The sequence below is a fragment of the Borreliella chilensis genome (assembly GCA_000808095.1).
Taxonomy (GTDB): Bacteria; Spirochaetota; Spirochaetia; order Borreliales; family Borreliaceae; genus Borreliella; species Borreliella chilensis.
On the sequence record CP009910.1, the window covers coordinates 623,764 to 646,569 of the forward strand.

The window sequence follows — 22,806 nt, forward strand, 5'->3', positions numbered from 1 at the left end:
ATGATCAATAAATGCCAAGCTTGATTAGAATGTTCTTTTTAGTGTTGTTGCTTATTTTTATTTTTAACCCCATTTTAATAGGGATGCTTTTTATATTATTTCCTTTTATTTTAATATTGTTTAGTTTTTTAGGTGTTTTTAGAATATATCTTACAAGAGGTTACTCATATTCTAGGTCTAGAGAGTTTGAATTTTATAAACTTTCATTTTTATTAATGTCTAAATTGCTATCTATTTTGGGAACTGTAACAGGAGAGCAGCTAAGCTATGTTAATTTTATTATTAATTCTTTGAATTTGTCTGAACGCGGTAAATCAGAATTGTATACTATCTTTCATTCTGCTATTACTAAGAATAATAATGCGGATAAAATTTTGTATACTCTTAAGCTCGGTTATTTCCAGCATAAAGATCTTTTTATATGGCTTTTTGCTTCTCTTAAAGAAATTAACAGACTTTCTAGGCATAAAAACTTAGAAGCTGAAAAATTTATTTCTTATGTTGGGGTTTTTCTTGAGCTTGAATCTGATGGTTATGAAGCTTATAAAGATGTTAATATTAAAATTGTAAATCCTTATAGTGTTTTGGGTTTGACTTACAGTGCTGGTGATGACGAGGTTAAAAAGGCTTATAAAAGCCTTGTTATAAAATATCATCCTGATAAGTTTACAAATGATCCTATAAGACAAAAAGATGCAAATGATAAATTTATTAAAATTCAAGATGCTTATGAAAAGATTTGCAAAGAAAGAAATATGAAGTAATTAATTTTTTGTGAAGATAAAAAAAAAGAAGGGCAAAACCCTTCTTTTTTTATTGTTAGCTTCCACTGTAGGCTATTTTGAATTGCAAGAAAGCACTACCAATAGCGGCATTATTTGTGTTTTTATTAGCAAGTTCTATAATGTTATTTGAATCCCATCCAAGAGAAATTGTTGTAAATCTTATTAGTTTTTCAAGACTAAGCCCTGTTTTTAAATAAATTTTTGTAGCATCGCTTGAGATTTTATTAGAAGGTCCTAAAAGGTATGCTCCAATATAGGGTACTACATATGCTTCTGTTGAGATGGATGCTATTGGGATTGCATAATCAAAATATAAAGCCATACCGATTTTCATTGCATTCTCAAATGTCAAATTAGGAGTTAAAGTTTGTGTGCTTGTTGATGAACTTTGTTGGCTTTGATTGTTTGGATTAGTGTTTGGAATTGCTGTAGGGTAGTTTTCTACAGATTTTTGTCTTAAAATGTCATAAAGACCGATAGATGTTATCCATCCTAGTCCATTCACAAGCCCTTTTTTATTGTCTTCATAGCTTGAGATTTCAACATTTAAGCTTTGAAATGCATTTTCTGATATGGTTTTTAATTTTTTTTCTGTATCCTTGGATCTGTAAAGATTTTGTCCGTAGCTTATTCCTAGTGCAACTCCAGATTTTTTGTCTTGTTCTCCAAATAGTCTTGTGCTGTAGGAGTCAGATCCCTTAATCTTCCAAGATTCTTTCTTGCCATCGACTTTATTCCAAGCAAATCCTATGCTTGCTCCTGCTGAGAACGCAATTCCTAGTTCTTGATTTTTGCTGAAATTAAGAGCATTGTCTTTTGGATCAAATATATCTTCGGCTTTTTTGCTAGGATCTGAGGCTATTCCTTTTTTGGAATTTGCTGCTTTTGATATATGTCCAAATACAGAAAAATCGCTTGCAAAAGGATCTATGCCAAAATCAGTACCCATTTGTAAAATAAGATAGGTATTTTTATTATTGATTTTTGTTAGTCCAAATTTATATTGAGCTCCCAGAGATGCTAAAATGGCAGAATTTGATAAAGTTGGACTTAATAAATCGTTATCAACTACAGATTTATCTTTTAAAGAGTACGCTATTGATGAGTTGTTGAATGTTTCATTTCCATAAGCCCCTGATAAGCCAAAATTTAATTCAAAAGGTGTTTCTGCAATTACAGATTCAGTATTTTCTTCTTGATCAAGTAGGTTTTTTATTGGCTTCCATGTTGCTTGAATTCCATAAAGTATTCCTTGATAAGTCTTATTGTATGGGGTGTCTTTGTCATTTTCTTGATTTCTGTTCCCTGTGCCTGTTCCCCCTATTGCAAATGTAAGGTCGAGTTGTGGAAGTTTGTATCCCAGCTGGATTGTTCCTATGCTTTTAGAAGTTCCTCTTGCAATAATTGTTCCCCGTACTGCTCTATCATTGCTTGGAAATCCATAATAAGTGCTTTTAAATCCAGTCATAGGTGCAAAACTAAATAAAGATTCTTTATTAAAGTCAAAATCTGTCATAGTGCTTATTTTAATAAAAAAATCGTATATATTGATTTGGGATGTAATATCTCCCACATCAATTTTAAATTGATCACCTTTTTTGCCGTCTGCTTTTAATGCAAGATCTTCTACTTTAATATAAGCTGAGAATGGGTCGTCTTTACCTAATTCGGGATTAGTTTCAAATGGTTTAAGTTTAATAGTAATTTTGCTTTTATTTTCAAACCCAGGAACAAGTTCATCTATATCGAATCTGAACTCACTTGTGTTTTCAAATCCAAATGTAGGTATCCATGGGTTTATTTTAAATATATCATTTTCTTTTAATGCATCTGCTGCAAATATTGATACAGATGTAGTTAAAAATATAATCAATTTATATAAGATATTATCTTTCATAATTATACCTTCCTATTGTAACTATAAACTTTGTTAGTTGTAGTTATTTATTAAATATTTTAATAAATAATATTATATACATGCTATTATATTTTTACATAACAGCATGTATATAATATTAAAATATTGGGTAAAAATTCAAGATCATATTAGAATTTTATTATTTTTATCTTATTCAAATATATAAATAAGATTAACTTTGTCATTAATTAATCTTATTTATTTTAAACGATTAATTTATATTAAATAAACCAACAGTCCTGTTGCTAAAATGTAACATAAAGCGTAAATTATTGTTTTTGATAAAAGTTTGCCTTCTTGCCCAATTAATCCGGCAGTTGTTGCTGCTATTGTGATGTTTTGAGGAGAAATCATTTTTCCTCCAGTTGCTCCTGTTGTATTTGCTGCTGCAAGCCAGTAAGGATTTGTTCCAATATTTTCTGCCATTTGTGTTTGCAAAGGTCCAAAAAGAACATTTGAAACTGTGTCACTTCCTGTTAAGAATGTACCAATAGCTCCAATTAGTGGGCTAAATAATGGGCCAAATTTACCTGTTATTATTGAGATTCCATTAGCAAGATCTCTTATCATTCCACTATGTGTCATCAATCTTGATATTGCAACGATGCATATGATGATAAATGAAGATAATGCCATTTTTTTTAAGGTTAGCAAGAATATTTTTAGTTGTTTTGATATTGGGATCCCCCGTATTGAATAGGATATTACTGTGGCAAGTATAATCAAGAAACCCGGAGATATGATCCATTTGAAGTGTAAGGGATTTGCTTCTGGGTAAACGCTAATAGTGCTTTGAAAAGTTTTTAGGTATTCATGAATTTTGTTAAAAAGAGGAGATACAAGGATTATAAATACCACTATTAAAATGTAGGGTGAACAAGCAATAATTCCTTTTGAAAGGGGCATTGTGCTCGTATTCTTGCTTTGGCAATTGTTAGCGTATTCATTTCTAAAAAGCTTTGCATAAACTATTGTTATTGTCATAGAAAGGATGCTTCCAAGTATTGCAGGAAGTTCTGGACCCAGAGTTTTTGATATAAATATTTGAGATATTGCCATTGACATTCCTGAGAGTAGGGTAAGAAGGAATATTCCTTTTAATCCTTTAATGCCCCCTCCTGTAAGAATTACCAATACAAAAGGTATTGTTAAGGTTGGGAGTATTAGTTGCAATGCAATATCAGATGAAAGTATGTTAACATCTAAGTTGGTTGCTTGAGCTAAAGATATTATGGGGATTCCCACAGATCCATAAGCGGTTGATGAGGTATTCATTATCAAACAAATTAAGCAGGCAAAAAATGGTTCAAATCCCATTGCTATTAATATTGATACGGGGATTGCAACGGCAGTTCCGTATCCAGCAACTCCTTCTAAGAAGTTCCCAAATCCCCATGCTACTAGTAAGACTATAATTCTTTTATCAGAAGATACACTTGATAATATATTTTTAATAGTCTCAATATCTTTTTGATCTTCTGACATTTTGTATGTGAATATGGCGGCAATAATAACGGTTGCTATTGGCCATATTCCCATTAGGGTGCCTTCAAGTATTGCAAGACTTGTGTTTACCATTCCTAAGTTTTTATAAAATATAACTATAGCAATAGTAGTTATTAGTGATATAGGTATTACATAGTAAGCAGGTTTTTTTATTATGCCAAGTCCAATAATTATTAGGATTATAGGCACCAAAGCCGTTATAAAATCGTAAGAATTCATAAAAAATGGCTCCTTTTTCTGTTGTATTATATTAACAATTAATAAATAATATATAATTTAATATTACAACATGAAGAGTATCTGCGCTATTGAAAAATTGCTGTTAACTTTATTTTTAAATTTTTTATTGCTTTGTGACAATCTTTTTGCAGTTAAATTAACTGCAATTAATGAATTATCAAAGCATGCAAAATCAATAGTTTTGATGGATTGTGGTACTAATCGGATACTTTATTCTAAGGAACCTAATTTACTTTTTCCCCCAGCATCACTTACAAAGATTGTTACAATTTATACAGCTTTGATTGAGGCTGAAAAGCGGAATATAAAATTAACAAGCGCAGTTCCTATTAGTGATTCTGCTTCATATTATAATGCACCTTTGAATTCTTCTTTAATGTTTTTAGAAAAGGGTCAAATTGTTAATTTTGAAGAAATTCTAAAAGGACTTTCGGTTTCTTCAGGTAATGACGCGGCCATTGCAATTGCTGAGTTTGTAGTAGGTGATTTAAACAGCTTTGTTAATTTAATGAATATTAATGTTTTGAATTTAGGACTTTTGAATATGCATTTTGTCGAACCTTCTGGATATAGCAATGAAAATAAAATTACAGCGTTAGATATGGCTTTTTTTGTAAAATCTTATTTAGAAAAGTTTAAGTTTATGCTTAATATTCATTCTTTGAAGGATTTTGTTTATCCAAAGAATAAAAATTTAGGAACTACTTTATCATCGAAATTTTTAAACTTAAAACAAAAAAATGCAAATCTATTAATATATGATTATCCTTATGCAGACGGTCTTAAAACAGGATATATTAAGGAATCGGGTTTAAATCTTGTTGCTACTGCCAAAAAGGGTAAAAGAAGATTAATCGCAGTTATATTGGGGGTTGAAAAGGGGCTTAATGGATATGGAGAGAAGTTGCGAGCTTTGATTGCAAAAAATTTATTTGAGTATGGATTTAATGAGTATTCTAAATTTCCTTTAATAGTAAAATTAAAAGAAAAAGTCTATAATGGTACAGTAGATGCAGTTGCTCTTTTTTCTAAAGAGCCTTTTTATTATGTTTTGACAAGAGATGAATTTGATAAAATTAATATAAGTTATACTATTGATAAGTTGGTTGCTCCTCTTAGTGGGGATAAGCCTGTTGGGAGGGCTATGATTTTTTTAGAAAATGAAAAATTGGGGGATATTGCTTTGTTTAGCAGCAAAGTAAATAAATTAGGATTTTGGCAAAGTCTTTATAAGAGTTTTTTAAATTTTTTTCAAGAGAGTATTAAATTTTATGTTAAATCATTTTAATTTTAAATTTAAACGAGATGTTACAATAATAGTTCCGGGCGAAGCTTTTGTTTCAAACAAAAGAGTTATTTCTACAATTCTTGGTTCTTGTGTTTCTGTTGTACTTTATGACGAATCAGTCAATTTAATTGGAATGAACCATTATGTTCTAGTTAAGTCAGATCTTGATATATCTCCTGCTCAAAGGGGAAGATATGGGGTTTATGCTATTCCTATGTTAATAAATGCAATGTTAGAAAATGGAGCTAATAAGAGTAATCTTAAGGCTAAGCTTTTTGGCGGTACGAATTTTATGGCAAAAGGGTCAGTTAAAGTGGGTCTTGAAAATTCAGAGTTTGCTATTAATACATTAAATAAGTATCGTATTCCAATCTTAGCTAAAGATTTTGATCAATCTAAGTCGAGAAAGATTTTTGCTTTTCCTGAAAACTTTAAAGTTATTGTGGAATATCCAGATGGAGCAAAGGTTTTTTAATTTTGATTGATGATTTTTTTAAAAGCGCTCTCAATCAATTTCAATATGAAGCAGTTACTACTATTGAAGGCGCTCTTTTAATTATTGCTGGTGCTGGTAGTGGAAAAACAAGGGTTGTTACTCATAGAATAGCTTATTTGCTTTTAAAAGGAATTGCTCAGAAGGAAATTTTAGCCTTAACTTTTACCAACAAGGCGGCTAATGAAATGAAAGATAGGATTAAAGAAATTTTGAGAAGTCCTCTTAGTAATCTTATGGTTTCTACTTTTCATGCTTTTGGACTTTTCTTTTTAAAAGAAAATTATAGATTATTGGGATATAGGAAAAATTTTAGTATTTATGACGATAATGATAGAGTTTCTCTTCTTAAAGAGATTTTACTTGATGAGGGTCTTTTTAATAAAAAAGTTTCTTTGAAGTCACTTAGTAATGTTATTTCACTTTTAAAAAATGAGATTATTACTTTTAATGATTTAAAAGAAGAAGATATAAATGTTTTCAGGCTTTATGAAGAGAGATTAAAACTTTATAATGCTTTTGATTTTGATGATTTGATTTTAAAACCAAAAGAATTGTTGAGTAATAATTTTGATATTAGTAATAAATATTCTAAAAGGTATAAGTATGTTTTGATTGACGAATTTCAAGATACTTCTTTGATTCAATATAATTTTATTCGCCTTTTGATAAATCATAACAATTTGTGTTGTGTTGGAGATGATGATCAATCAATATATTCTTGGCGTGGGGCTAGTTACAATAATATGCTTCAGTTTGAAAAAGATTACAATGTTAAAGAAATAAAGCTTGAACAAAATTATCGTTCTGCAAAAAATATTTTAGATGTTGCTAATTCTGTTATTTTAAATAATAAAAATAGAAAAGAAAAGACTTTGTGGTCTTCAAAGGTGTGTAGCAAAGTTATAGATGTTTTTATATTTGAGGATGAAATTCAAGAATCTGAGTTTGTTGTAAATCAAATCATAAAACTTTCAAGGCAAGAAGATTTTCAATTTAAAAAGATAGGAGTTCTTATGAGAACCAATGCTCTTTTTAGAAATATTGAGATGATTTTTAGAAGACAAGGCATAAAATATAAAGTTTCTGGGGGAACATCTTTTTTTCAGAGAAAGGAAATAAAAGATATTATTTCTTATTTAAATTTGATAATAAATCCTAAAAGTGATTATGATTTGCTTAGAATCATAAATGTTCCAAGAAGAGGTATTGGTAAAGAATATTTGAAGAAAATTAGAAATATTGCTGACAAAAAGGGTTGTTGTATTTATGATGCTCTTTGTGATATTGTTTTTTCTTTTGCAAATGCTTCTGGTTACGATAGGGCTTTAAATAAGCAAGTAATTGAAAGTATAGAAGATTTTGTATCTTTTATTGAAGAGTATCAGTATAAATTTAGTATAACGAAAAGTACATATTCTACTGTAATTAAAGAAATGGTAGAAAGTATTGAATATTGGGGATTTTTAGTTAGTGAAAATCCAAATTCAATCAAAGTAGCCGAATATAAATATCAAAATATAGAAGCGTTTTTAAGCATAATTAAAAATTGGGAATCCAGGCAATTTGGAGAATTGAGAGATTTAGGTAGTTTTTTAAACTATATAGTTCTTCAATCTAAGGAAGAGAGTGAAGGTGTTGAAAATATTAATATTAATTTAATGACAGTTCATTCCGCTAAAGGTTTAGAATTTGATTATGTATTTTTTATTGCTGTTGAAGATAATATTATTCCGCATCATAGAATAATTGAAGATAGTGAGGTTGGCGTGGAAGAAGAGAGACGAGTTTTTTATGTTGCATTAACTCGTGCAAAAGATGCTCTTACTATTACTATGGCCAATAAACGGAAAAAAGATAGGCAAATTTTTGACCAACTGCCTTCAAGATTTATTTCAGAAATTCCTAAAGAGTTTCTAAATTTTAATTATTATGCAGATTTTGTTGAAAATAAAGCTTAATTGACATTGTTTAATTTATTGAGTGAATTTTAAGATTGATTTAATAAATCCTGTATTATATGATTAATTATAATTCAGTCTTAAGTATATTTAATATTTGTGGATAATTTAACCAAAGGAAAACCGTTATGAGTATTGTAATTAATTATTTTAAAGAGATAGCAAAAATTCCAAGATGCTCAAAAAATGTTAAAGGAATTATTAATTTTATTAAGGAGAGATCTAAAAAATTTGGGTATTCTTTTAAAGAAGATAGTGTTGGTAATGTTGTGGTGCAGATAAAATCCAGCAATAGTGTTGATATGCATCCTGTTATTTTACAATCTCATGTTGATATGGTTTGTGAAAAAAATGAGCACAGTTTGCACAATTTTGAAACGGATCCAATTGAAATAGTTGAAGAAGATGGGTATCTCAAAGGAGTAGGGACTACTCTTGGGGCTGATAATGGTATTGGGGTTGCTATGATGCTTAGCATTATGAGTGAGGCCAATAGCTTTCCCCATCCCGATTTAGAACTTCTTTTTACCATTGATGAAGAAATAGGTTTATTAGGCGCTCTTGGTCTTGACCCTAAGTTATGTAGCGGCAAAAGCCTTATTAATCTTGATGGGGAAGAAGAGGGGTATTTTTTGGTTGGTTGTGCAGGATCAAGGCTTGTTGAGATTGGTTTTTCTCCGCAGTATAGTCTTGCAGTAAAAAAAACAAAAGTAGAAATTGTATTTAAAGGGCTTAAGGGTGGTCATTCTGGGGCAGATATTCACTTAGATTTGGCAAATTCTTTAAAATTAATGTTTTTCTTCCTTTTTGAAATTAAAGCAAAAATTGATTTTGAGATTGAGAGTATTTTTGGTGGAGAGAGCAGTAATGCAATTCCAAATGAGGCCAAGGCTTTAGTGTTTATTAATAGTACTGATTATGATCTATTAAATAAGGAACTTAAACTTTTCGTATTTAAAATTAAAAACACATATTTTCTTGAAAATGGATTTAACATTATTATTAACAAAAGAGAATTTTCATCAGTTAAAGTTCTTGATGGAAGCAGTAAAAACAAGCTTTTAAATATGGGAATGGGATTTTTGCATGGAGTTCAAAAAGTAGAAAGTTACGAAAACAAGCTTATCAAAACTTCTTTAAATTTTTCAAGTCTTTTAAAAGTGCAAGGTGACTATATTTTTACTTTTTTAATAAGATCTTTATCGGATTTAGACAAAGAATATATTTTTAATCATTTGCAATCAGTAAGTAGTTTGTCTGGGGTTAGTTTGCGCGTAATTTATGATTATCCTTCTTGGGAGTCTGATAAAAATAGCAGACTTTTAAAACATCTTCAAGGTGTTTATAAAGAGATGTATTTAAAAGATGCTAAGGTTTCTTTAATACATGCAGGACTTGAAACGGGCATAATATCTTCTAGGCTGGGAGGTATAGAATCTGTTACTCTTGGTCCTTGGATTGAATCTCCTCATACTACTAGAGAAAGAGTAGATATTTCTTCAACCATCAGAGTTTATGATTTTTTGAAAAAAAGTTTAGAAAGATTTCAAAAATTTTAGTTTTAAAAGCTAATACTAAATATTAATTTTTATTTTTTAATCTAAATCGTATAGCTTTTATTATTATCTTTTATTGACTTAGAAATTAAATGTCTATAAAATATTATAGTAAATAGTTATTGGTGGTTGTAGCTCAGTTGGTAGAGCGTCGGGTTGTGGTTCCGAATGTCGCGGGTTCAATCCCCGTCAATCACCCTTGTACCCAATTGTCTTTTTATCTGCACTCATAGCTCAATTGGATAGAGCAGTGGACTTCGAATCCGAAGGTTGCAGGTTCGAGTCCTGCTGAGTGCAAATTATTTATTTTTAGTATATCAGGCATACTTGCAAAAGCTTTTAAGTTTTTGTATACTAGTTTGAGTATGAAGTATGCAGGAGTGGTGGAATTGGCAGACACGCTAGACTTAGGATCTAGTGCTTTTGGCGTGTGGGTTCGACTCCCACCTTCTGTAAAAATGCGAAAGTAACTCAGGGGTAGAGTGTCACCTTGCCAAGGTGAAAGTCGCGGGTTCAAATCCCGTCTTTCGCTTTTAATAATTATCAATAAGTTTTATATTAATTAGAGGCATTAGCAGTGATTTTAAGTAAAGATACCAAGCTTCTTCCAGGCTCAAAAGTTGAGGTTTCCATTAGGGTTTCAAAAAGTGTTATTCAGGAAAAATATAACTCATTATTACAAGATTATTCTTCCCGTCTTAAGATTCAGGGCTTTAGAATTGGAAAAGTTCCTATTAATATTGTTGAGAGTAAATATTCTGAGAGTTTAAGGGCTGTTGTTTTAGAAGAGGTGGTTAATGATTCTCTTAAAGAATTTTTTAAAGAAGAGTCTAAAAAGCCTTTAAGTTATGCTTCTCCTATCATAAAGGAGAAAAATTTAAAATTAAATCTTAATGAAGATTTTGAATTTACTTTTATATATGAAACTTATCCTGAATTTGAAATTCCAAATTTTGATGGTGGTGATATTAAGGTGGAGATTCCTGAAGTTTTGATTGATGATTCTGATATTGATAATGAGATTCTTCGCCTTCAAATGGAAAGTTCAATTATTGTTGAGGATAAAGAAGGGGTTGTCAAAGACGGTAGTATTGTTAAAGTGGATTTTGTTGAACTTGATGATGCTTTGAATGAAATAGTATCAACAAAAAGACAAGACTTTGTTTTTACAGTTGGAAAATCTGAGACTTATTATAATTTTGACAGAGATCTAATTGGAATGAGAATAAATGAGGATAGGCTTTTAGAAAAATCTTATACTACGGATTACAAATTTGAAGAACTTGCAGGTTTTTCAAAAAAATTGAAGATTAAGATTAAGAGTATTAAAAAAAGAGATCTTCCTTTAATAGATGATGAGTTTGCAAAAGATATTAGCGACAGGTATAACACATTGGATGACCTTAAAAATTTTATAAGATCTAATATTTTAAGCTTTATTGAAGAAAAAAAGGCAGCTTTAAAGCTAAATAAATTTTTTTCTGCTATTTCTGAAAAATTAGAAATAGATATTCCTCATTCAATGATTGAGGCTGAAATTGAAATTGCCTTTAAAGATGCTGAAAAGCAAAATAAGATGAGTCTTGAAGAATTTAAAAGCATGTTTTATTCTTCAGGAGATATTGGCAGTGATAATTTAAAAAATGAAATTCTTAGCAATTTGAAATCTAAGTTAATAATTCAAAAAATGGTGGATTTAGATCCAATTAAAGTTACTGAGAGAGATCTTGAGGATGAAATTGCTAGACAGTCTGAAAATTCAAGTTTGAGTTATGAAGAGGTTAAGAAATTTTATGAAGATCAAAATTTGATTTCTTATTTGAGGGATGATATCAAAAGGAAAAGAGCTAAGAAAAGAATTTTAGAGAATCTTAAAGAAGTAAAAGGTAATCAAATTTCTTTTAAAGATTTCGTTAAATTATAAAATTTGTGAGTAAGAATAATGGAGTTTATGCATAATTTAATACCTACTGTTATAGAGAATACTGGAAATTACGAAAGGGTATTTGATATATATTCAAGATTACTTAGAGAACGTATAATATTTTTGAGTGGGGAGATTAATGATCTTAAAGCAGATACTGTTATTGCTCAACTTTTGTTTTTAGAATCAGAAGATTCAAATAAAGATATCTACCTTTATTTGAATTCTCCGGGAGGCAGTATTACTTCAGGTCTTGCAATTTATGATACTATGCAATATATAAAGCCTGATGTAAGGACAATCTGTATAGGGCAAGCTGCTTCAATGGGGGCTTTTTTACTTGCTGGTGGTGCCAAGGGGAAAAGAGAGTCGCTAGCTTATTCTAGAATAATGATTCACCAACCTTGGGGTGGGATAAGTGGTCAAGCTAGTGATATTAATATACAAGCTAATGAAATTTTAAGACTTAAAAAATTAATAATAGACATTATGTCTAATCAGATAGGAGTTGATAAGGAAAAACTGGCTCTTGATATGGAAAGAGATTATTTTATGACTTCAAGCGATGCTCTTGAATATGGTCTTATTGATAGTATCTTAGTAAGAGAGTAGTTTTATTTTTGGAAAAAATTTTTATGGCAAGAGTAAAAGGTCAAAAAGTAAAAGAGTGTTCTTTTTGCGGGCTTAGTGTTGCTGAGCTTGGGGGCAATGTTGTTATATCTAATGGAGTGGCAATTTGTCCTGAATGTTCTAAAATATGTCACAATCTTTTTAAAGAAAAGCTGTGCAAGCCGCTAGATTCTAAGCCCAATGGTTTGCCAACCCCTAAGCAACTTAAGGATCATTTAGACATGCATGTTGTTGGACAAGAAGATGCAAAAAAAGTTTTATCTGTGGCTGTTTATAATCATTACAAGAGGATATTGAAAAATAATAAATATGATAATGGCATTGAGATTGAAAAATCCAATATACTTTTGGTTGGGCCTACAGGCAGTGGTAAAACTTTGCTGGCAAAAACGTTGGCTGCTGAAATGAATGTGCCATTTGCAATAGCAGATGCTACAACTTTGACAGAAGCTGGATATGTTGGTGAGGATGTAGAAAATATTTTGCTTAAATTGATACATGCTGCTCATGGAGACGTTAGTCTAGCTGAGAGAGGGATTATTTATATAGATGAAATAGATAAAATTGCTAAGAAAAATGAAAACGTTTCAATAACAAGAGATGTTTCTGGAGAAGGGGTTCAACAGGCTTTGCTAAAGATAATTGAGGGTACTATTGCCAACGTTCCTCCAAGAGGTGGAAGAAAGCATCCTTATGAGGATACTATTGAAATTAATACTCAAAATATACTCTTTATATGTGGTGGAGCTTTTGTCGGGCTTGAGAATATTGTTAAGAATCGAATAAATAAGAGTTCTATTGGATTTTCAGGGATTGCAAAAAAGACCATAAGAGAAGACACTTCATTAAAGTATTTGGAAATGGAAGATTTGATTAAGTTTGGTTTGATACCAGAGTTTGTTGGTAGACTTCCTGTACATTCGTATCTTGAAAAGCTAAATAAAGAAGATTTGATGAAAATATTAGTTGATCCTCAAAATTCTATTGTTAAGCAGTATTATCATATGTTTAAGATGGACAATGTTGAATTGGTATTTGAAAAGGATGCTTTAGAATCAATCGTAGATGGAGCTATTTTAAAAAATACTGGGGCAAGAGGTCTTAGGTCTATTCTAGAGAGTCTTCTTAAAGATGTTATGTTTGAGGTTCCTTCAATTAGCAAGACTAAGAAGGTTATTGTTACAAAAGAATCTGTTTTAAATGCAGATATTAATCCATTAATTTTAGTTGGCAATGCAATTAAAAAACCTTGGACAAAAGAGTTGTATGAAATTAATCTTAAATATGATAAAAAATAAAAAAGAAGATCTTCCAATTGTTATCTTAAAAGAAAATGTTCTTTTCCCAAATATGACGTTGTGGGTAACCTTTGATAATGAATTTGTAATCAATTCCATATCTCAATCTATGGCAGAGGAAAGATTAATTTTGTTTGCTTATTCCAATGAATCTAATTGTGATGAATCTTGTGTGGAAGGAGTTAAAAACCTATATTCTGTAGGTACTTATTCTAAACTTATACAGGTTATAAAGGTCAGCAAAGATGTAGTAAAAGTTTTAGTTGAGTGTCAAAGCAGAGTTATCATAAGTAGTGTTTCAAAGAAAAATGATTATTTGAGAGCTAAAGTTACTTTTGTGCCTGATGACAATGGATTAAACAGAGAGCTTTTTACCTACTCTAAATTTTTAAAGGAAACCTATGAAGCTTATAGAAATTGTTTATCTTTAAAATCTTCTGATGGTGATAATGAGCCAATTAATTATTTTGAGAATCCAAGTAAACTTGCTGATATTATAGCTTCTAATGTAAACTTGGAAAACAGTATAAAGTTAGAGCTTTTGCAAGAGTTAAATGTTAAAACCAGAATAGAAAAGTTAATTGTTAATTTAAACATTGAAATTGATCTTTTAGATCTTAAAAAAGATATTAATTCTAAAGTTAGAGCTAAGTTGGATAAGGGTCAAAGGGATTATTTTCTTGCTGAGCAAGTTAAAGAGATACAAAAAAGATTAGGAAAAGATGATAACGATTATATTGACAGATTAAATTTAAAAGATATTCCAGAAGATGTTAAGTCTAAGATTGAAAAAGAAATTTCTAGATTGTCTAAAATGCAAGCAAATTCTCCTGATGCTAATATTATTAGAAGTTATATAGAATTAATATTAGATCTTCCATGGAATGAAAATACTGTTATGAAAAATCATTTAAATGAGATTGAGTTTATTTTAAGGAATTCTCATTATGGTATGGATGAAGCAAAGGAAAAAATAATAAATTTTTTAGCTGTTTATCAAATTAATTCCAAGGTCAAGGCTCCTATTTTGTGTCTTGTAGGGCCTCCTGGTATTGGTAAAACATCTCTTGTAGAATCTATTGCAAGATCATTGTCTAGGGAGTTTGTTAAAATATCCCTTGGGGGTTTAAGAGATGAGGCAGAAATTAGGGGGCACAGAAGAACTTATGTTGGCTCTCTTCCGGGTGTTTTTATTAGTGCAATGAAAAGATCAGGCAAATCTAATCCTGTTATTCTTCTTGATGAAATAGATAAAATTAATAATAGTTATAAAGGAAATCCTGAATCTGCTCTTTTGGAAGTATTGGATCCCGAGCAAAATTATAAATTTGTAGATCATTATTTAGAAATCCCTTATGATCTTTCTAATGTCTTATTTGTTACGACAGCAAATTCTCTTAACGGTATGTCAAAACCACTTCTTGATAGGATGGAAATAATTAAAGTTGAGGGTTATTCTTATCTTGAAAAGTTAGAGATTGCAAAGATTTTTTTGATTCCAAGTATAATCAAAGAGAGCTTTTTAGATAAAGTGTATATAAGAATAGAAGACGATGTTATTTTTAATTTAATTAGAAATTATACTATGGAATCTGGTGTTAGGGGGCTAAAGAGAGTTTTAACTAATTTGATTAGGAAACTTGTAAGAGAGCTACTTCATGAGTATTCCAAGGATCAAATTATTAAGGGAAATTTTTATTCTCCGAGTTCTTTAATACATGGTAATAATTCAATTTTTACTCATGATCCTGATGTTTCAGGTATTTATAAAATAATCAATATTAATAACTATTATAATTATGTAGATACTGAGTATAATTTGGATTTGATTAAGATTGACTCTTCTGGATTTGTTTATGGACTTGCTTGGACAAATTATGGTGGTACGGTTCTTCCCGTTGAAGCAACTAAGTTTGAAAGGAAAGGAGACATTATCTTAACAGGTAGCCTTGGGACTATTATGAAAGAGAGCGCTCAGCTTGCATATTCTATAGTTAAGACATATTCTTCTAGGCTTAATTTTGACGTAAAAGAAAGTCCCGAGATTCATTTGCATTTTCCAGAAGGCGCGACACCAAAAGATGGTCCTTCTGCAGGCATTACTATTGCAACAGCAATAGCCTCAATACTCTCTGACAAGAAAGTTCCTTTGGATCTTGCAATGACTGGTGAGGTGACTTTGAAAGGTTCTGTTCTTCCCGTGGGTGGCATTAAAGAAAAAGTTTTAGCAGCCTATAGAAACGGTATAAACAAAGTTATTTTGCCTAAAGATAATGAAAAAGATTATTTCAAGCTTCCAGAAGAAGTTAAGGATAATATAGATGTTAAGTTTGTCTCCAGTTTGGAAGAAGTTTTTGATTATTTGAATATTATTTAAAAATTTACATATTTAAATTTATATTTTAGGAGTAGATATATGAAAGATGGAGTTAGAAGACCTTCAGGCAGTAGAGCTTCTTTTGATTCTCAGCCTCATGCTAAAAGTTTGGGTAAGAATAACAGTTTTGCTAGTTTTGCTAAAAATAATTTGGGAAAGAATTTTTCAAAGGGTAAGAAAAAAGGTAAATAAAAAAGTGGCCAATTATAGCCACTTTTTGGTTTTCTTGATATTTCATAAATAAGTTTATGCTCTCTTAGAATAATACTCTACTACCATTTGCTCATTAGCAAGTGTAGGTATTTCATCTCTTGATGGAGAATGCTTTACTTTTATATTTAAGTCATCGGCGTTTACTTCTATCCAGGTTGGTAAATTTCTAAGAGACGAGGTTTTTTCTATATTCGATCTTATTAATTTTTTTAGACTGTCTTTTTCTTTTATTTGAATTTGATCATTAGCTCTTAGTATTATTGAAGGGATTGTAACTCTTCTTCCATTTAATATAATAATACCGTGAGAAACTATTTGCCTTGCATGTGCTCTTGAGATAGCAAATCCAGCTCTATATACAACATTGTCAATTCTTCTCTCAAGTATTGACAAGAGATTGTCTCCGGTAACACCATGATGTTTTCTTGCTTCTTTAAAGGTGTTGGTTAGCTGTCTTTCGCTTACACCATAAGTAAACTTTATCTTTTGCTTTTCTATTAATTGTTTTCCATATTCTGTGATTTTAGCTTTTCTTGCTTTTCCATGCATTCCAGGTGGATGTGGCTTTTTCTTAAGGATTTTGTCATATTTTGGCTGTTCAAAAATGTTAATTCCGAATCTCCTTACCAGCTTACCTTTAGCTATTTGTTTTCTATTCATCAATTCCTCGCATATTAAAAATAAAGTATAGCAGGGATAGGACTCGAACCTATGACCTTCGGGTTATGAGCCCGACGAGCTACCAACTGCTCTACCCTGCGTCTTACAGTTTAAAATGTTAGCATAATTTTATTGTAAGTGTCAATTATTTGTTTATTATTAATTTAATTAGACTAAAAAATATATATCATTTATTTCTTTATATTCTTGTTTTATTATTTTTTTAATGTCTTGGATTTTATTTATAAAACTTTGCAAGTCATTTTCTGAATTTAAATTTATTTTAATATAAAGCACAAGTTTATTGCCTTGGTTATGGAAATTGAGTGTTTTAAAGTTTATATTTAAATTTTTTAATGTATCTTTTACGTTTCTTTTGAGATCTATATTTTGTTTTGAGAGCAAATTGTTTGCATTATTTATTATTACGTTAAGTCCTTCTTTTATTATTATAAAGCCAATAAATATAGACATAATTTTGTCAAAACCGCTCCACATGTAAGTTGCAAGAAGTAAACTTAGTGTAATTCCTCCATGTGAGAATATACAGTTTTTATCGGCTGAGGCTAATGCTAGGAGAAGTTGGTTGTTGTATCTTTTACCTATTTGGAATTTTGTTAAATATTCTATTATTTTCACTATAAAAAAAATGAAGGGGATTATGGGTATCCATAAGCTTTTTTTAAGGGATTTATTTGAAAATATTTCTAGTATATTTTTTTTGTCTTCTTCGCTGTGATCGTGGGAGTGATCGTGATCGTGATCATGATCATGTATAGTATCATGTTTATTTTTGCTTTGGTGTATGTGTAGATTAAATCCAGATTCTCCCCCAAGAGTGATAAATTTATTTAATCCGGTTGTATTTAAAAATAGTGTAAATCCTGCAATAAGTATAATTATTCCCATGATAAATGCTATTAGGCTTTCCATTAGCTTGTGTCCATGAGGGTAGTGAATAGTTTCAGGTCTGCTTGTAATTTTTAAACTGAAGTAAGTTATTGTAGACAAAACAAAATCGGCCATGACGTGGAAAGCATCAGCAATGAGTGCAAATGAGTTGAACAGTATTCCAACAGTAAGCTTGGAAGATATTGATGCTACTTCGGTAAATATAGATATTATTCCTATTCCCATTACAAATTTATCTTCTTCTATGTCAGGTGCTAATTCTTTTTTGTATTGAGAATTTCTATTTTCAAATCCTAAGCTTAAAAGTTCTTCTTGTATTTCAGTGATTTTACATAAAATTGTTTTAAATTTATTTTTTTTCCCGTAGTGAATTAAATTGCTAATCATTATTCTTTCTATACCTTCTGATTTAAAATCATTATCGATATAAAAATGCATTATTTCAATTTTATCATCGCTTGCTTTTGCTTTAAGATTTGCGATTAATTTTGAATTGTTTTCAATATAAACGATGCAGATATCGTTTTTTTTTAAAGGACCCAGTTTTAAATAAGCAAATTTATTAATGTTTTTTAAGCTTATTATCTTGACCATAATTGTAACATTCTCCTAGTTATTGCATAATTTTATTAATATAGTGTTAAATGCTATATTTTATCATTTATTAAATTTAAGCTCAATCTTAGTCTGTTAAGATAAAAGTGAGGAATATTTTATGCGGCAATCGGATTTTTTTGTAAAAAAATGTAAAAAAAATATTTTAAATAATAATGATTTACACAGTTTGATTGAGAATATTAAAAATATTTTTTGTGAGTTTTTAAAAGAGTTTGACAGAAAGTCATTAGAGGATATATTCAATTATTATTATAAAGCTTATGATTTTAATAATAGTTTATACGGTTTTATAGAAAAATTTGTTCCAATTATTAATTTTTTATTATTGGAAAATTTAGAATATAGTTTTAATTCTGATGAGAAAAAACTTATTTTAAATGTTTTTGATTTGTCTGCTAATATCCTTGAAAGCGATAAATTAAATAGACTTGCAAGTGCTGTAGTTTCTCTAAAGATGTTTGATTGATTTAAATTTTTTTAAGTTTAGATTATGTTACTCTTTGTAATTCTTTTTTATCAAAAGGAGCTTTAAGCAAATCTTTTAATGTATAGATTTTTATTGGTGTTTTGTTTTCATTAAATGAATTAGATTCTGTTATTATTATTTTTGTATCTTGATCAAAAAATTCAGTCATAACTTGCAAACATATTGCACATGGAATAGATTCAGGGCTTGTATTGAGAAGTAAAAAATCTAGTGTTTGTACGCCAATTTTTGCAACCATGTTGAAAATTGCGTTTCTTTCTGCACAGGAAGTTGCTCCAAAGCTTGCATTCTCGACATTTGTTCCAATGAAAAAATCGTTTGTTTTACTTTTAATGCAGGCACCTACTTTGAATTTTGAATATGGGGAATACGAATTGTTTCTTGCTTTTTCTGCCATATAAAATGCTTTATTAATATCTTCTTGTTTTGGCTTTTCCAAAATTGTCCTCACTTTTTATATTTCATTAGCTTTTGTAGTTTATTTTATTGAAATATTGTAATATAGTCAATGTAAAACAAGCTATAAACTTGTTTTATGGAGGGTTTGCTAACTTTATTATGAGAGATGTTATTAAGTTTATTGAAAAGTACAATAATTTTATTATTATTGGGCACAAAGATCCTGATTTTGATTGCATAGGTTCATCTTTAGCTTTATCGTCTTTTCTTTCAAGAATTGGTAAAAATTCTGTTTTGTTAAATGAAGGTCCTTTTCTTAGAAAAGAGATAATTCCTTTTAAAGACAGATTTTTTTCCGAATGGCCCAATATTGATGTTTCAGATTATTCAGTTATTATTTTGGATTGCTCAATTTTAGATAGGATAGGTGATGAGTTTGTATTTTATGTAAAAGATATGCCCATTTTGGTAATCGACCATCACATGTCTGGTGAGAAATTAAAATGTGCGGGGTATATTGATCCTTTTGCACCCTCTACTACTTTTTTAATTGAAAAATTGATCAGAGAGTTTGGGTATGATCTTACAAAAGAGGAGGCTTGGTATATTTTAGTAGGCTTTTGTACGGATACTGGTTTTTTTAAATTTATTTCAAGAAGCGATCCTGAGCCTTTTGAAATGGTTGCAAGATTGGTTTCAAAAGGAATAAGTCTTAAAGAAGTTTACAGTTATATAGAAACAACTAAAAGTCTAAAATCAATAGAAACTCTTAAGTTAATGTTAAACAGTCTTGAATCTTATTGGAATGGGAAGGTTTTGTTTACATTTTTATCTTCTGCTAGTTCTAGTAAAGATGGCGGTGCTAGCGGGGTTAATGAGCTTTTTTATATGCTTTTAAGCAATGTTGAGAATAATGAAATTTTAGGTATTTTAAAGGAAATGGAAGACGGCTCGATTATAGTTGGATTGAGATCTAAAGATTCTTTTAATGTTGGAAAACTAGCAGAAGATTTTGGAGGTGGGGGGCATAAAAATGCTAGTGGATTTAGAATTAAACAAGGTTCTTTAGAAATTGTAAAAAATCGAATGTTAGCGTACATTAAGGATAATATTTCTTAAAGGAATAGTCCCTTTTGGATCAAAATCCTTAGTAAGTGTTAAAAATCCAGATTTAAATGCCAGAGGTGTTGTTCCATAAATTATTACTATGTTTTTTATCCAATTTAAGTTTTTAATGTGTTGAGGTGTAAGAGAGACAATTACACTTATTTTATCTTTATATTCTTTTAAATTTTCTAAATATTTTAAGCTCCCAGGTGTTGATAAGCTAAAGACGACTTGTTCATATTTTTTAATTAATTTTTTAATTTCGTAAAGCTTTTGGGGATTGAATTCGTTTAAGGGGTAATAGCTGTAATAATAAGCATACGTATTTTGAAATATTTTTTTGCCTTCTGCAATCATTTTATAGTAAGGAGATATTATAAGGGTATTTTTAGTTTTAGATATTTTTTTTTCTATTCTTACTTTTGTAATGCCCCTTAATGTGCTTTGTTCAAAAAATTTTTCACCTTCTTTTGAATATATTTTTTCATTTTTATTGTAATTAGGATAAAGATTGGATTTATTTTTATTTTCTTTTAAGTATTCCAATTTTATTCTTAATATTCTTTTATTAGATTCAATAATATTATTTTTTATTTCCGGATCTTTTTTCATTAAGCTTAAAAGCTTGTTGTATGCGGTTTTTTGTATATTTTCATTTAAAGATATTAAAAAAATGTCACTGTTAGTTCTAACTATTCTTTCAATTGTATTATAAATGCTTTCATTGTTGTATTTTACTGCGTTCATTAATAAATCATCAGTAATGATTATGTTGTTATATTTTAATTTATTTCTTAGTATATCTTTAACTATTTTTGTTGAGGATGATGCTGGAATATTTTCTCCATTTGTAAGGTTTGGATATGCTAAATGCCCTGTCATTATTATTGGAATATTTTCTTGGATTAATATTTTGTATGGCAAAAGTTCATTTGAGCTCATTTCTAATAAATTAGAATTTATTATTGGAATATTTATATGGGAGTCAAGGGCAGTATTACCATGTCCTGGAAAATGCTTTGCAGTAGAAATTATTCCTCCTTGCTTTTGTCCTTTATAAAAGGCTAGAGAAAGAAGTGAAACTATTTTAGGGTTATCTGAGTATGCTCTTGGTCCTATTGTGAAATTATTTTCATTGCTATATATATCTACTATAGGTGCAAAATTTAAATTTATTCCAAGCTGACTTAGCTCTTGTGCTATATAATATCCTGTATTATAAGAATCTTTTGGGGACAGAGATGCTGCAATTCCAAGATTTCCGATTGTTTCTGATGTATTTGATTTTATGTGTTGTGTCCATCCTCCTTCTTGATCTGTTGCTACAAACAAAGGAATTTTAAATCTATTGTTTTGAGATGTTTTTTGAGCTTTGTTAATACTTTCTGTTAAGTGTTTTAAATTTTTTGCATTCCATCCAAAAATTTTAATTCCCCCAAGGTTTTTTTTACTTATAAAATCAAGAACAAAATTTGTTATTGATTGATTTGGATAACTTATCATAAACATTTGTCCTAATAACTCGTGGTCTTGCATTTTGCTTACCATTTCATTTATTAGTGTCTCTTTTTCCATCGTATTCCAAAAATCAATGGGAAAGCAGTTGTTAGCTATAAAAAGGACAATGAGATAAAAATTTCTTTTCATTTAACCATATAAATAACGAATGCTAACTTTAATATCTGTATTTATTAGCAAATCATTTTGTATTATACTTTATAATGGTGCTTTTGAATAATACATTGACAAAGCAGTATTGAATTTATACACTTATTAAAAGCTTAAGCTGATGTAGCTCAGTTGGTTAGAGCACTCGGCTCATATCCGAGTTGTCGTGGGTTCAAGTCCCTCCATCAGCATTAGGAGTTATGAATGGTAGTGGGAATAATTCTTGCAAATGGCTTTGAAGATATTGAGGCCATAATCCCAATCGATATTTTAAGACGGGGTAATGTTAATATTCAAGTTGTCAGTGTAAATGATGACAATGTTGTAATAAGCTCAAAAGGCGTTTCTTTTTTAACAGATGATGTAATATCAAATTGTAAGGTTGATAGTTTTGACTTAATAATTCTTCCGGGAGGCATGCCTGGAGCTACAAATCTTTTTAATTCAAAGAAATTGGATTTTATTTTAAAAGATATGAATGCTAGAGGTAAGTTTATTGCGGCTATTTGTGCTTCTCCAGTAGTAGTGCTTGCTGCTAAAGGTCTTTTGAAGGTTAATAAGTTTACATGTTATCCTGGATTGGAAAAAAATGCATTTGATGGTGAGTTTGTAGATAAAAATGTTGTTATCAGCAATAATTTTATTACCTCTAAAGGAGTTGGGACTTCATTTGAATTTGCTTTTACTCTTCTTGAAATGGTAAAGGGAAGGCAAATAATGGAAAGTGTTAAAAAAGCAACTTTATTTTGTGACAATTAAATAAGAA

General features: G+C 29.7%; 16 protein-coding genes, 6 tRNA genes and 2 pseudogenes. 17 read left to right on the top strand and 7 right to left on the bottom strand.

The annotated features are described in order from the left end of the window. Positions 1-11 precede the first annotated feature (11 nt). Complete coding sequence (locus tag OY14_02985) at positions 12-764, top strand: molecular chaperone DnaJ (protein ID AJA90399.1); 753 nt, start codon at positions 12-14, stop codon at positions 762-764. 55 nt (positions 765-819) lie between these two features. Here the strand turns inward: OY14_02985 and OY14_02990 are convergent, their stop codons facing one another. Together OY14_02990 and OY14_02995 are read right to left on the bottom strand one after the other, a co-directional pair. After that, the gene (locus OY14_02990) at positions 820-2,682 is read right to left on the bottom strand and encodes a membrane protein (GenBank protein AJA90400.1); all 1,863 of its coding nucleotides are present in this window, start codon (positions 2,680-2,682) and stop codon (positions 820-822) included. A gap of 237 nt (positions 2,683-2,919) precedes the next feature. Next, entirely contained in the window at positions 2,920-4,428 is a 1,509-nt protein-coding gene (locus OY14_02995) for a lactate permease (protein AJA90401.1), read from the bottom strand. A 70-nt stretch (positions 4,429-4,498) separates the two neighbouring features. On the opposite strand from OY14_02995, the pseudogene OY14_03000 reads away from it, so the two are divergent. The 12 genes and pseudogenes from OY14_03000 to OY14_03055 all read left to right on the top strand — a co-directional run bounded on the left by OY14_03000 (position 4,499) and on the right by OY14_03055 (position 15,976). Then, positions 4,499-5,701: pseudogene (locus tag OY14_03000) on the top strand (D-Ala-D-Ala carboxypeptidase). A gap of 19 nt (positions 5,702-5,720) precedes the next feature. Next, positions 5,721-6,212 carry a chemotaxis protein CheD gene (locus tag OY14_03005; GenBank protein ID AJA90402.1) on the top strand — a complete coding sequence of 164 codons (492 nt, stop codon included), beginning with the start codon at positions 5,721-5,723 and terminating at the stop codon, positions 6,210-6,212. 2 nt (positions 6,213-6,214) lie between these two features. Next, a complete protein-coding gene (locus OY14_03010) occupies positions 6,215-8,191 on the top strand; it encodes an ATPase AAA (protein AJA90403.1) in 1,977 nt (658 codons plus the stop codon). A gap of 128 nt (positions 8,192-8,319) precedes the next feature. Continuing rightward, a complete protein-coding gene (locus tag OY14_03015; GenBank protein AJA90404.1) occupies positions 8,320-9,750 on the top strand; it encodes an aminoacyl-histidine dipeptidase in 1,431 nt (476 codons plus the stop codon). Between the two features lie 122 nt (positions 9,751-9,872). Beyond that, a tRNA-His gene (locus OY14_03020) sits at positions 9,873-9,945 on the top strand. A gap of 25 nt (positions 9,946-9,970) precedes the next feature. Beyond that, positions 9,971-10,044: transfer RNA gene (locus OY14_03025), tRNA-Arg, on the top strand. 77 nt (positions 10,045-10,121) lie between these two features. After that, positions 10,122-10,202 (top strand) — tRNA-Leu (locus OY14_03030). 5 nt (positions 10,203-10,207) lie between these two features. Then, positions 10,208-10,279 (top strand) — tRNA-Gly (locus tag OY14_03035). A gap of 45 nt (positions 10,280-10,324) precedes the next feature. Beyond that, positions 10,325-11,684: pseudogene (locus tag OY14_03040) on the top strand (trigger factor). Between the two features lie 5 nt (positions 11,685-11,689). Then, a complete protein-coding gene (locus OY14_03045) occupies positions 11,690-12,283 on the top strand; it encodes a Clp protease (protein AJA90405.1) in 594 nt (197 codons plus the stop codon). Between the two features lie 23 nt (positions 12,284-12,306). Next, the gene (locus OY14_03050) at positions 12,307-13,599 is read left to right on the top strand and encodes an ATP-dependent protease (GenBank protein ID AJA90650.1); all 1,293 of its coding nucleotides are present in this window, start codon (positions 12,307-12,309) and stop codon (positions 13,597-13,599) included. Further along, the gene (locus OY14_03055) at positions 13,568-15,976 is read left to right on the top strand and encodes a Lon protease (GenBank protein ID AJA90406.1); all 2,409 of its coding nucleotides are present in this window, start codon (positions 13,568-13,570) and stop codon (positions 15,974-15,976) included. Before OY14_03050 ends, OY14_03055 begins: the two co-directional genes overlap by 32 nt. Positions 15,977-16,222: 246 nt before the next feature. On the opposite strand, the gene OY14_03060 is transcribed toward OY14_03055, so the two are convergent. From OY14_03060 to OY14_03070, 3 genes are all read right to left on the bottom strand, one after another. Further along, positions 16,223-16,849, bottom strand: a complete 627-nt coding sequence (locus tag OY14_03060; protein AJA90407.1) for a 30S ribosomal protein S4 — start codon at positions 16,847-16,849, stop codon at positions 16,223-16,225. A gap of 28 nt (positions 16,850-16,877) precedes the next feature. Then, positions 16,878-16,950, bottom strand: a tRNA-Met gene (locus OY14_03065). A 67-nt stretch (positions 16,951-17,017) separates the two neighbouring features. Beyond that, positions 17,018-18,355, bottom strand: a complete 1,338-nt coding sequence (locus OY14_03070) for a membrane protein (protein ID AJA90408.1) — start codon at positions 18,353-18,355, stop codon at positions 17,018-17,020. A 121-nt stretch (positions 18,356-18,476) separates the two neighbouring features. Between OY14_03070 and OY14_03075 the strand changes: the two genes are divergently transcribed. Next, complete coding sequence (locus OY14_03075; protein ID AJA90409.1) at positions 18,477-18,845, top strand: hypothetical protein; 369 nt, start codon at positions 18,477-18,479, stop codon at positions 18,843-18,845. A gap of 22 nt (positions 18,846-18,867) precedes the next feature. Here OY14_03075 and OY14_03080 read toward each other — a convergent pair whose 3' ends face one another. After that, on the bottom strand, positions 18,868-19,305 hold the full coding sequence (locus OY14_03080; GenBank protein AJA90410.1) for a cytidine deaminase: 438 nt from the start codon (positions 19,303-19,305) through the stop codon (positions 18,868-18,870). Positions 19,306-19,424: 119 nt separating this feature from the next. On the opposite strand from OY14_03080, the gene OY14_03085 reads away from it, so the two are divergent. Further along, complete coding sequence (locus OY14_03085; protein ID AJA90411.1) at positions 19,425-20,384, top strand: delta(24)-sterol C-methyltransferase; 960 nt, start codon at positions 19,425-19,427, stop codon at positions 20,382-20,384. Here OY14_03085 and OY14_03090 read toward each other — a convergent pair. Next, the gene (locus OY14_03090; protein AJA90412.1) at positions 20,355-21,947 is read right to left on the bottom strand and encodes a beta-glucosidase; all 1,593 of its coding nucleotides are present in this window, start codon (positions 21,945-21,947) and stop codon (positions 20,355-20,357) included. The genes OY14_03085 and OY14_03090 overlap by 30 nt on opposite strands. A gap of 210 nt (positions 21,948-22,157) precedes the next feature. Here OY14_03090 and OY14_03095 point away from each other — a divergent pair. Next, positions 22,158-22,231: transfer RNA gene (locus tag OY14_03095), tRNA-Met, on the top strand. A 13-nt stretch (positions 22,232-22,244) separates the two neighbouring features. Beyond that, entirely contained in the window at positions 22,245-22,799 is a 555-nt protein-coding gene (locus tag OY14_03100; GenBank protein AJA90413.1) for a 4-methyl-5(B-hydroxyethyl)-thiazole monophosphate biosynthesis protein, read from the top strand. Positions 22,800-22,806 lie beyond the last annotated feature (7 nt).